Source organism: Dankookia sp. GCM10030260, assembly GCF_042666655.1.
Lineage (GTDB): Bacteria > Pseudomonadota > Alphaproteobacteria > Acetobacterales > Acetobacteraceae > Paracraurococcus.
This window is the reverse complement of the sequence record NZ_JBHTDE010000021.1, coordinates 23,890-34,408: the sequence shown is the minus strand read 5'-3', so window position 1 is coordinate 34,408 and position 10,519 is coordinate 23,890. Positions and strand designations below refer to the sequence as shown.

Below are 10,519 nucleotides of genomic sequence, written 5' to 3'. Positions count from 1 at the left end.
TTCTCACCGAGGCCAACCGGCCGGTGGCCAGCGCCGCCTTCGACCACTTCTTTCATCGCGGCCTGAACAAGCCGGAGCATGGGTGGTTGATCTGCGGGGCGTGCCATGCCGAGCTGACCTATGGCGGCTACCTCATCCGCTTCCTGCGGATGCCCGAGTTCCGCGCCTTCCAGGGCGCCGTGTTCGAGCACCGCCGCCAGGAGCGGGCCCGCACCGGCGACACGCCGGAGTAGCCACCATCCTCTGTCCTCCCGACTGGAGGGCATGCCAAAGCCCCATGACCTCAGACCGAGGTCATGGGGCTTTTCGCGTTTCCGGCCTGGTCTGCCGCGATGCGGTCCTCCGCCGCCCGGATCAAGCCGCGCAGGCTGGTGGTCAGCCGCCGCGCCTCGCCGCGCAGCCGCTGGCCCGCGATGGCCTTGGCGCTGCGCCCGCGGTGCTTCCAGTTCGCCCGGCGGCATCGCTCGAGGCCCGCCGGTGTCCGCGCCCCGGGGCGGGGCTTCGCTGCCAGCTCCGCCAAGCAGTCGGCCCATGCCGGCCTGGTGCTCACGCCCCGCTCGCACCAGGGTCCGCTAAGGCGATCCCGCCCGTGCTACGGTCGAGCCATGGAGCGCGCCGAACCACCCTCGCCACCGCCCCCGCGCCTGCCCTGGGACTACCATCCCGCCCTGACCGAGAACCGACTGCGGCTCTGTGCCCGCCTGCTGGCCCATGCCCGCCGTGACGCGCTGGCCATGGCCAGCTACGAGCTCGGCGACGATCCCTGGTCGGTCGGCTGCCGCGCCTTCGCCTTTGGCCGGCATCGCCTCCAGCGCGCCGCCAGCTCGGGCGACTATCCCTGGCTCGCGGTGCTGGACGACAGCGCCCATTTCGTCTTCGTCTTCGTCATCGGCGCGGCGGACGAGGGCGTGCCGGTGCGCTTCTTTCGCGGCGCCGCCGATGAGCCGACCGAGCGTACGCTGCGGCGACAGGAGATGGAGATGCAGCAGCTCTCCCTGGCACTGGGCGAGGGGGCGGCCGAAGGCCTCGCGTTCCGGCTGGGGGTAGAGACCGGCGAACCCGGGCAGGTCGAGCGGGTGGTCTTCCTGGCGCCGCGGGGCGAAGACCGCGTCGAGTGCTTCTGGCCGGTGTCCCTGGAGCCGCCCGCGACAGCGGCCACCGAGGCGGCCGTGCAGCTCCGCCTTCTCGCGGACGACAACGATGCCGGACCCGGCGAGGCCGCCAGCCGGTCAGCGCCCCTGCTTGGCGCCAAGCCACGCCGCAAGACCACCGAGTGTCCGCCACCCCAGACCACGCTGCTGTAAGGCCGGACCCAATCCGCGGATGGATTGCGGTAGTCGGTCGCGCTGCTCGCCCTCGCAGCGCCGCCGCGGTCCGGTCGACCCGCCGCAAGAGACGATAACCAAATTCAAATTTGAATCCGCCTCGCCCGCTGGTATCTGACGTCAAAGTTCGTATTTCTTTCGCGTCGGCGTAAGCGGCAAGGAATAGGAGCAGATGCCGAGGATACCGCGGGAGGAGCAGGCGACGATCCGCCACCGGGTCGACGTTGAAGGTCAGAAAGTCGCTGACGTGGCTGCGGCCTATGGCTGCACCGCAGCGAACATCTACGCCATCTTGGCCAAGCTCCGCCGGCAGGATGTCCAGAACACGGGTGAGGTCGTGTCATCCCCCAGCGTTGCCGCAGCCGCTCCCACCCTTGTTCCGGCAGTCGCCGCCGTAGACGACCTCTTCGGTGCGCCGGCCGAGCCAAACTCCGCTTCTGCTGCTCCGGCTGCTATGCCCCCGGTGGCACCGGAGCCGCCGGCGCTGGCGAACGACAAGGCCTCGTCGCCCGCAGTCGCCGCAGCTGATCTGCCACCAGCGCGCGTACCGTCCCTGGCACCCACCCGGTCAGGGCGCGTCGGGAAGGCGTCGAGACCCTCGGTGCCCACACCCCTGCCAAGACCCAGCAAAGCCGGCTATGCCCTGCTGATGCGGACCAGTGATGGCGAGGAGGCGGTGAACCCGTTCCGCTCGCTCGATGAGCTGCTGGCCGCCACCAAGCCTCTCCTGCGCACCGCGGCGCGCAGCCCAGAGCCAATCTGGTTCTCGATCCAGGAGGTCGACCTCGATGCGTTGGAAGAGGGCTTCTGACTAGCGCGCCCCTCAACAGCGAGCACGGGCTAGGACGAGCGCGGGCAAGCCCAACCAAGCGGCACTGCGTGTCATCGCGCGAGTCACGCAGATGCCTTGCCAACTCGACCCGCCACAGGACGGACGCCGCATTGGACAGCCTCACTGGTGCGGGGATCCGGGCGAGCCCTGCGGCTGGTTCACGCCTCACATTTCTGTCGCAACATGAGAATGGCAATGCGTGCGCTTGAGCGCCTCGCTACAACTATGAGTAGCAAGGAGGAGCGCTCATGCCGCAGCACGACGGGTTCCACGATCTGCTCACCGCGGCATTGCCCCGCCTTCGAACGCACGCTCGCGCCCTGACCCGAAACCGCGCTGCTGCTGACGACCTAGTGCACGACGCGGTCGCCAGCGCGCTGGCCGGGCGCCACAGCTTCACCCCAGGCACCAACTTCCACGCCTGGATGCATCGCATTCTGTACAACCGCTTCATCAGTGACACCCGCAAGCGGCACGCGACCGAGGATCTGGACCATGTGCCGGACGCTGTACTCGGCATCGGTGGAGCGCAGGAGGACCGGCTGATCCTAGGCGAGTTGCGCGGTGCGATTGGCCGTCTCCCGGCGGAACAGCGCGCGGCGCTGCTGATGGTCGCCTTGCAGGGCATGAGCTACGACGAAGTCGCGGAGGTGACCGGCTGCGCCGTAGGCGCGGCCAAGTCCCGGGTTTTCCGTGCCCGCCGCCAGCTTCAGGCAATGCTTTTTGGCAAGGAAGAGGCCAGCAGCAACGTGTCGCCGCGCTGCATTGTGCCTGCCTCCAGCCGGACGAGCGGAATTCGAGCGTCATCCACCGGGGCAGCCGACTAGCAACGCCGCCGATTCTGTCGAGAGCTTCAGTCACCGAAAGGTGCCGCGTGTCCTTGCTGTTCCGACTTCGGGCCGCCGCCCGCCAAGCGGCCGATATCACCATCGAGTTCGGCGGCGGCGACCCTGTCGAGCTTATCGCTCTGGCCCGGCAAATCGGCGAGCGCGAGAACTGCACCGCTGACTGCAAGACGCAGCCGGACCGCCCGCATGTCCTCAGCGTCCGCTTCGCGCGGTGCCCGAACACCACGGCAGAAGCAGACCGACTTCGGCAGTCTCAGGAAGTAACCGACCCCTTGCCGTCCTGGCCACAAACGCACAGAGCCCCATGATCTCGCTCTGAGGTCATGGGGCTCTGTGCGTTTGTGGCCGCTGCATCATGGAGAAACCATGCTGCCGGTCTGAGCGACAGCACCATAGCGTGCTGTCGCTACTTCACGCTGCCCGGCAGCGATGTTTCACGGCGGCGCTGGCATACAGTCAGATCGCCTCTTTGAGCTCCTTGGCCGGGCGGAAGGCGATCTTCTTGCTGGCCTTGATCTGGATTGGCTCGCCGGTGGCCGGGTTCCGCCCAGTCCGGGCGGCCCGCGCGCTCACCTGGAAGATACCGAGGGCGGGGATCCGGATCTTGCTGCCTCGCTGCAGGTGCTCGGCGAGATTCTGCACGAACTCGCCCAGCATCGTCTCGACCTGGCGCTTCGGCAGGTCGTGGCTCTCGGCCAGCGTGGCGGCCATCTGCTTCAGGCTGACCGCCGCGGCCATGGTGCCGTTCACGGCTGGCGCGGCACCCCCGGCCTTCGCCGGCACCTTGGCTTTGCCCGGCGCCGGTGCCTCGTCCGCTTTCGCCGAAACTACGGGCTTCTTGGCCGTCGCCGGCTTCGCCGCTTTCGCCATCCTAGTGCCCCCCCTTTGATCCCCAGGGGATTGAAGCAGAACTTCGTTCAGCGTGTCACGGGCGAAGTCGGGAGATCGTCGCCCCGCTGACGTTGTAGCTGCGGCCGATCTCGGCCAGCGTCTCGCCCTTGTCTCGGCGCTTGACCGCCTCGCGCCGCTGGTGCGGGGTGAGCTTCGGGGGCCGACCCATTCTCTGCCCCCGGACCACGGCCCGAGCCCGTCCCTCGCCGGTCCGCATGCGGATGAGCTCGCGCTCGAACTCGGCCAAGCCGCCCAACACGGTCAGCATCAGGCCGCCATGCGCGGTCGTGGTGTCGGCCCAGGCATCGCCGAGGGAGCGGAAGCCGGCCTTCTTGCCGGCGATCGTGGCCAGCGTGTTGAGCAGGTCCCGCGTCGATCGGGCGAGGCGGTCAAGGCGCGTCACCATGAGCACGTCACCGGCCTCGAGCCGGTCGAGCACCTTGCGGAGTTGGGCGCGGTCGGTCTTGGCGCCGCTTGCCACCTCGCGGAACACCTTCGGGCATCCCGCCTTGGCAAGCTGGCGCACCTGCGCCTCGACGCTCTGCCCGTCGGTCGAGACCCTGGCGTAGCCGTACATCATGCCCGACTTATGGCGGCGTTTTATGCAAAGGAAAAGCCCAGCAAAATCAATGCCGAAAGTTCTTTGCATAATTGTTGATTTATGCAAGGAGAAAATCGGCCTGGACTCTTAGAAGGCAATCTGGACCACCGAACTTGCCCACGTTGCTGGCTACAAATACGTGCTCATGACGCATTCAACTTTGGCTCTGCGACGCGGGTTCAGCTGTCAGGCTCCTTCGGCTTCAGGCGGCCGAGGACGTAAAGCGTGAGCACCGTGAACAGGCAGATGACCAGGGCCACATCATAGTTGGCCAGACCTACGGCGATACCGATCGCCCCTGTGGCCCAGAGGGAAGCTGCCGTCGCGGTCCCCTGAACCTCACCGCCACCTTTGAGGATCGCGCCACCGCCAATGAAGCCGATCCCGGTGATCACTCCCTCGACCACGCGCGCCATGCCCTGCGGCTCATTGCGCAGCAGGCCTTCCACCGCCTGCACGAAGCCGCAGGCCGCAATGGCGACGAGCGGGAAGGTGCGCAAACCCGCGCTGCGGTCCTCCTGCTCGCGGTTCCAACCGATCAGGAATGCGAGTGCGTAAGCAATGGTCAGGTCGCGAATATGCGGCAGGAAGGCGAGTTGGCGGACGTTCGGCAACAGATCCTGGAGATCCATGTTGCCGTAACACGAATGACACTCAATTGTTCCGCAATGGACGGGCGCAAGCAAAGGGACTGGCGACGGGACGCGGTGGGGCTGGCGCTGCCTTGCCAGGGTGCATCTTGCAACCAAAGAGCCGCTGCCTCGCTGCGCATTCCTGCGGACGCACGTCCGGCTCTGCAGCTGAGGCCATACGGAAGATGTCCATGCCAGGAAACGCGCCTCGGCCGCTCGAAGGACAAGTCGCCCTTGTCACCGGAGGCAGCAGCGGCATAGGTGCCGGCGTAGCGGTCGCGCTTGCGGCGGCAGGCGCGGCGGTCGGGGTCAACTATGCGTCGAGCCCTGAGGGTGCTGCTGCCGTCGTTGATGAGATCGAACGGACTGGCGGCGCGGCGGTCGCATTGCAGACGGATGTTTCGCGCGAGGAGCAGGTCGAAGCGCTGTTCCGCGGACTGCTCAACCGCTTTGGCCGCCTCGACATCCTGGTGGCCAATGCCGGAATCCAGAAGGACGCCGCCTTCGCCGACATGACACTGGACCAGTGGCGGACGGTGCTCGACATCAACCTCACTGGCCAATTCCTCTGTGCTCGTGAAGCGGTCCGGATCTTCGACCGGCAGGGCCGTGATCCTGGGCGTTCGGCTGCCACGGGCAAGATCATCTGCATGAGCTCGGTGCACGAGGTCATCCCTTGGGCGGGGCATGTCAACTACGCCGCATCCAAGGGCGGCATCATGCTGATGATGAAGAGCCTGGCCCAGGAAGTCGCCTCGCGTGGCATCCGTGTGAACGGCATCGCACCTGGTGCCATCCAGACTGACATCAACCGCGCCGCTTGGGAGACACCGGAGGCGCTGCAGCGCCTTCTGGCCCTCATTCCCTATGGTCGTATCGGCCTGCCGGAGGATGTCGCCAGGGCGGCCGTCTGGCTCGCATCCGACGCGTCCGACTATGTCACCGGCACGACGCTATTCGTCGATGGCGGCATGACACTCTATCCCGGGTTCCGCGAGAATGGCTAAGGCAACGCAGAAGGCTGCTCCGCCCCTGTCCGGTGCGCAGGCCGCGGCGGAGATGCTGCGCATCGAGGACTACGCGCTGATCGGGGACACCTTCACCGCCGCGCTGGTGGGCAGGAACGGCTCGATCGACTGGCTCTGCGCGCCGCGCTTCGACAGCGGGGCCTGCTTCGCAGCACTCCTGGGCGGACCCGAGAACGGCCACTGGCGGATCGCTCCTGTCGGTGAAATCCGGGCGGTGTCACGACGTTACCGCGACGGCACGCTGGTCCTCGACACCGAGTTTGAGACGGAGACAGGTTCGGTCGTTGTTACCGACTTCATGCCGCTGCCCAGCACTGAGGACGAAGTTGATGTCGTCCGGATCGTGCGTGGCGTCCGTGGCGAGGTATCGATGCGCCTGGAGGCGGTGTTCCGGTTCGACTACGGCCATGTCGTCCCTTGGCTACGGCGCCGGCCCTATGGCCTGCAGGCCATTGCCGGACCCAACGCCTTGCAGCTGTGGTCGCCGGTGGAGTTGTCGAACCAGGATTTCACCACAATGGCGGAGTTCACGGTACGGCCGGGGCAGAGCATTCCGTTCTCCCTGTGCTGGTACAAGTCACACCGGCCCGAGCCGCCGGTTCAGCACCCCGAGGTGCTGCTCGAATGCACCACTCGCTGGTGGCGCGACTGGTCGGCCAAGTGCACCTACAGCGGACCCTGGGTCGACGCCGTGCAGCGGTCTCTCATCACGCTCAAGGCGCTGACCTACAGCCCGACCGGCGGCATCGTCGCTGCCCCGACGACGTCGCTGCCGGAGGAGATCGGCGGCGTGCGGAACTGGGACTATCGCTACTGCTGGATCCGCGATGCCACCCTGACCCTCTACTCGCTGCTGAGCTCCGGCTACACCGAGGAGGCTGTGGCATGGCGGCGCTGGCTGCTGCGCTCCGCCGCCGGGCGGCCGGAGGAGATGCAGATCATGTATGGGCTGGCTGGCGAGCGTCGCTTGCCGGAGTTGGAGCTGCCATGGCTGAGAGGCTACGAAGCCAGCCGACCCGTTCGCATTGGCAACGGTGCCCAGGAGCAGTTCCAGCTCGATATCTATGGCGAGCTGATGGATGCGTTGCACGTCGCCCGCAAATACAATGTCGAGCCGGATGCCGAGGCGTGGCGGATGCAGGCGGTGCTGATGCAGTTCATCGCCGAGAAATGGGGCGAGCCCGATAGCGGCATCTGGGAGGTGCGCGGGCCACGGCGACACTTCACCCACTCGAAGCTGATGGCCTGGGTCGGGGTCGACCGGGCAATCTCGGGCGTCGAGCAGTACGGCCTCGAAGGACCGGTTGAGGTATGGCGCACCCTGCGCGCCAAAATCCATGACGACATTTGCCGCAATGGCTACAGCGCTAAACGCAACAGCTTCGTACAGCACTATGGCGGAGACGATCTCGATGCCGCGCTGCTGCTCATGCCGACTGTGGGCTTTCTGCCACCGTCAGATCCGCGGATCATTGGCACCGTGGAGGCGATCGGACGCGAGCTGACGGTCGATGGCTTCGTGCTGCGCTATCGGCCGGAGACCGGCGTCGACGGACTGGGCGGCGGCGAAGGCGCCTTCCTTCCATGCACCTTCTGGCAGGCGGATGCCTTGGCACTGATGGGCCGCCAGGATGAGGCCGCGGAGATCTTCGAGCGGCTACTCAGCATCCGGAACGACGTTGGTCTTCTGGCTGAGGAGTATGATCCGCGGACACGCCGCCAGCTCGGCAACTTTCCGCAGGCATTTTCGCATATCGGCCTGATCAACACGGCGCAGAACCTCACGCTGGCCCGGGGTCCAGCCCAGCGTCGCGCCAGTGACGCAAAGACCGGTCCGGCTTGAACCGCTCTCAGGTCAAAGGTCTTGCTCCGCCGGCCTCCATTCCGCCGTCCCCGCAAGGCGGCGTTCGCGCGCCTCAGGGTGCGCACCTCTCCGGAGCGTCGCAGCCACGGGCCGATTTTGCCGACCCACCGACACGGGAGAACGCGGCCGGGCGGCTGCGAACAGTCGGCGTGGAGATGGAGTTCGGGGCGATCAGCGCGCGACAGGCGGCGATGGCGCTCGCAGCGGGGCTCGGCGGCACCGTCGCGGAGGAGGACCTGCACGCGCTGGCCGTCCAGGGGACGGCGCTCGGCGAGCTGATGGTCGAGATCGATATGCGTCACGCCCATCCGCAGCGCCACCGGGGGACGCGGTGGGGCCGGCTCAGCACGATTTGGGCAACCCGGCTGGGCACGGCGGCACAGTATTTCGTACCGCGTGAACTGGTAACTGGACCGGTGCCGATCGACCGGCTAGCGCTGGTTGACCAAGCCGTGGAGGTGCTGCGTCGGGCGGGGGCGCGGGAGGTAGGGCCGGTCGCGTTCAGCCTCCACTTTAACCCGGAGGCGCCGCGGCTCGACGCGGAGACGATCACCGCGATCTTGAAGGCGTTCGTGCTGCTGAATGACTGGCTGCGGCGGGAAAGTCGGCCACGCGGCCTGAGCCGCAGGCCCGGTTTCGGACGTGGCTTTCCGTCGTCCTACGTGCGGCGGGTGGTGGTGGCGGACTACTGGCCGGACATCGCCGGCCTGATGGGCGATTACTTGGCAGCGAACCCGACGCGGGACCGTGACCTCGATCTCCTGCCGCTATTCCTCCACCTTGATGAGCGGCGGGTTGAACCGCCCCGGGTTTGTCGGAGGCTCCAACTCTTGAGAGGATGGAGCGATGACGACGAAGAAAGTTGCGGCGAGCTACTCGCCGGAGGTGCGTGAGCGGGCAGTACGTCTGGTGCTGGAGGGTGGCGGCGATTACCCGACGCAGTGGGCGGCCATCAACTCGGTATCAGCCAAGATCGGCTGCACGGCGGAGACGCTGCGCAAGTGGGTGCGCCAAGCCGAGCGTGATGGTGGGCAGCGGCCCGGGCCGACGAGTGCCGACCGCGAACGGATCAAGGCGCTGGAGCGCGAGAACCGGGAGCTGCGCCAGGCCAATGAGATCCTGCGCAAGGCCAGCGCATATTTTGCCATGGCGGAGCTCGACCGCCGGTCGCGGACATGATCGCCTTCGTCAACGATCACCGGCAGGCATACGGGGTCGAGCCGATCTGCACGGTGCTGCCGATCGCCCCATCCACCTACCACGCCCACGTCGCGCGGCGTGCCGACCCGGGCAAGCTGCCGACCCGGGCCCGAAGTGACGTGGCGCTGATGGCTGAGATCAGGCGCGTGCACGAGGCGAACTTCGGCGTCTACGGCGTGCGCAAGGTCTGGCGGCAGCTCGCCCGGGAGGGGATCAAGGCTGCCCGCTGCACAGTGGCGCGCCTGATGCGGATCATGGGGCTGCACGGAGTTGTGCGGGGCAGGAAAGTACGCACTACCATCCCCAACCCCGCGGCAGCGTGCCCGCTGGACCATGTCAACCGCCAGTTCAGGGCACCGCACCCGAACGCCCTGTGGGTCAGTGACTTTACTTACGTCGCGACCTGGTTGGGCTTCGTCTACGTGGCTTTCGTGATCGACGCCTTTGCCCGGCGCATTGTCGGCTGGCGGGTGTCGCGGACCGCTCACGCCAGCTTCGTGCTGGATGCCTTGGAGCAGGCCCTGCACCAGCGCCGTCCGGTCCGTAACGACGGGCTCGTGCACCATTCGGATAGGGGGTCGCAATACCTTGCGCTGCGCTATACGGACCGTCTGGCCGAGGCGGGCGTCCAACCCTCAGTCGGGAGCGTGGGCGACGCCTACGACAATGCCCTGGCCGAGACGATCAACGGCCTGTTCAAAGCCGAGGTCATTCACCGGCGCGGTCCGTGGCGCGGCATGGAGGCGGTCGAGTTTGCCACCCTGGAGTGGGTGGACTGGTTCAACAACCGCCGCCTGCTCGAGCCGATTGGAAACATACCCCCTGCCGAGGCAGAAGCGCGCTACTACGCGCAAACCGAGGCGCAAGCCTTGGCCGCATAACCCAACCCAAATGGCCTCCGGGAAAACCGGGGCGGTTCAGGTGCGGGCTTGCCTCCCCGAGGAGAAAATTAGCAAGCGAGCAACCTTGCATTACCGCCTGCCGACGGCGCGAGTGGGTCAGCCCGGCTGGAGCATCGCGCCAGATTGGAACCGGTGGGTGGCGGTAGAGCGACTGGCGACCGATCGACCGCGGCTCGAGCGTCTCGCCGCGACCTACCTTGCAGCGGAGAGAAAGCCATCGAACTGGGCGGAGATCTCGGCGCAGCTATTGACCTCGTCTGGGCGATCTTGAGAGCCAGTATAGGGTCGTTCCAGGTCGTGGGCACGAAGGATCTGGACACACGCAAGTTACTGGCGGCGACGAAGAGGAACGTCGGCGGCAGATCAGCGGCCAGCGCCAAGCCGGCCTGATCTAGG

General features: G+C 66.8%; 14 protein-coding genes and 1 other annotated feature. Of the genes, 9 read left to right on the top strand and 5 right to left on the bottom strand.

Going from position 1 to position 10,519, the window contains the following annotated elements; all coding sequences use genetic code 11:
* Positions 1-233, top strand: a 233-nt coding sequence (locus ACFQS7_RS27845) for a hypothetical protein (protein ID WP_380070421.1), incomplete at its 5' end; no start/stop codon positions are given.
* 50 nt (positions 234-283) lie between these two features.
* Here the strand turns inward: ACFQS7_RS27845 and ACFQS7_RS27840 are convergent.
* The gene (locus tag ACFQS7_RS27840) at positions 284-520 is read right to left on the bottom strand and encodes a hypothetical protein (protein ID WP_380070420.1); all 237 of its coding nucleotides are present in this window, start codon (positions 518-520) and stop codon (positions 284-286) included.
* A gap of 85 nt (positions 521-605) precedes the next feature.
* On the opposite strand from ACFQS7_RS27840, the gene ACFQS7_RS27835 reads away from it, so the two are divergent.
* The 3 genes from ACFQS7_RS27835 (at position 606) to ACFQS7_RS27825 (ending at position 2,984) form a co-directional block, all read left to right on the top strand.
* Entirely contained in the window at positions 606-1,304 is a 699-nt protein-coding gene (locus tag ACFQS7_RS27835; protein WP_380070419.1) for a hypothetical protein, read from the top strand.
* A 193-nt stretch (positions 1,305-1,497) separates the two neighbouring features.
* Positions 1,498-2,136 carry a hypothetical protein gene (locus ACFQS7_RS27830; RefSeq protein WP_380070418.1) on the top strand — a complete coding sequence of 213 codons (639 nt, stop codon included), beginning with the start codon at positions 1,498-1,500 and terminating at the stop codon, positions 2,134-2,136.
* A 269-nt stretch (positions 2,137-2,405) separates the two neighbouring features.
* Positions 2,406-2,984 carry a sigma-70 family RNA polymerase sigma factor gene (locus ACFQS7_RS27825; RefSeq protein ID WP_380070417.1) on the top strand — a complete coding sequence of 193 codons (579 nt, stop codon included), beginning with the start codon at positions 2,406-2,408 and terminating at the stop codon, positions 2,982-2,984.
* Positions 2,985-3,010: 26 nt separating this feature from the next.
* On the opposite strand, the gene ACFQS7_RS27820 is transcribed toward ACFQS7_RS27825, so the two are convergent.
* From ACFQS7_RS27820 to ACFQS7_RS27805, 4 genes are all read right to left on the bottom strand, one after another.
* A complete protein-coding gene (locus ACFQS7_RS27820; protein ID WP_380070416.1) occupies positions 3,011-3,193 on the bottom strand; it encodes a hypothetical protein in 183 nt (60 codons plus the stop codon).
* Between the two features lie 268 nt (positions 3,194-3,461).
* On the bottom strand, positions 3,462-3,743 hold the full coding sequence (locus ACFQS7_RS27815; protein ID WP_380070415.1) for an HU family DNA-binding protein: 282 nt from the start codon (positions 3,741-3,743) through the stop codon (positions 3,462-3,464).
* 187 nt (positions 3,744-3,930) lie between these two features.
* Positions 3,931-4,476, bottom strand: coding sequence for a recombinase family protein (locus ACFQS7_RS27810; protein ID WP_380070414.1), 546 nt, complete (start codon positions 4,474-4,476; stop codon positions 3,931-3,933).
* A 200-nt stretch (positions 4,477-4,676) separates the two neighbouring features.
* Positions 4,677-5,129: an MgtC/SapB family protein gene (locus ACFQS7_RS27805; protein ID WP_380070413.1), complete on the bottom strand. Its 453-nt coding sequence runs from the start codon at positions 5,127-5,129 to the stop codon at positions 4,677-4,679.
* A 191-nt stretch (positions 5,130-5,320) separates the two neighbouring features.
* On the opposite strand from ACFQS7_RS27805, the gene ACFQS7_RS27800 reads away from it, so the two are divergent.
* The 5 genes from ACFQS7_RS27800 (at position 5,321) to ACFQS7_RS27780 (ending at position 10,394) form a co-directional block, all read left to right on the top strand.
* Positions 5,321-6,136 carry a glucose 1-dehydrogenase gene (locus tag ACFQS7_RS27800; protein ID WP_380070412.1) on the top strand — a complete coding sequence of 272 codons (816 nt, stop codon included), beginning with the start codon at positions 5,321-5,323 and terminating at the stop codon, positions 6,134-6,136.
* A 52-nt stretch (positions 6,137-6,188) separates the two neighbouring features.
* Complete coding sequence (locus ACFQS7_RS27795) at positions 6,189-8,000, top strand: glycoside hydrolase family 15 protein (protein WP_380070411.1); 1,812 nt, start codon at positions 6,189-6,191, stop codon at positions 7,998-8,000.
* Between the two features lie 170 nt (positions 8,001-8,170).
* Entirely contained in the window at positions 8,171-8,914 is a 744-nt protein-coding gene (locus ACFQS7_RS27790; protein ID WP_380070410.1) for an amidoligase family protein, read from the top strand.
* Positions 8,868-10,102, top strand: a protein-coding gene (locus ACFQS7_RS27785; RefSeq protein WP_380070409.1) for an IS3 family transposase whose coding sequence is annotated in 2 segments (ribosomal slippage) — positions 8,868-9,162 and positions 9,162-10,102 — 1,236 coding nt in all. Because the reading frame shifts where the segments join, the coding sequence is not laid out codon by codon here. The genes ACFQS7_RS27790 and ACFQS7_RS27785 overlap by 47 nt, the downstream gene beginning before the upstream one ends.
* Positions 9,155-9,271: a sequence feature (AL1L pseudoknot), on the top strand. Its footprint overlaps the gene before it by 117 nt.
* Before the next feature lie 10 nt (positions 10,103-10,112).
* Positions 10,113-10,394, top strand: coding sequence for an amidoligase family protein (locus tag ACFQS7_RS27780; protein ID WP_380070408.1), 282 nt, complete (start codon positions 10,113-10,115; stop codon positions 10,392-10,394).
* Positions 10,395-10,519: the final 125 nt, after the last annotated feature.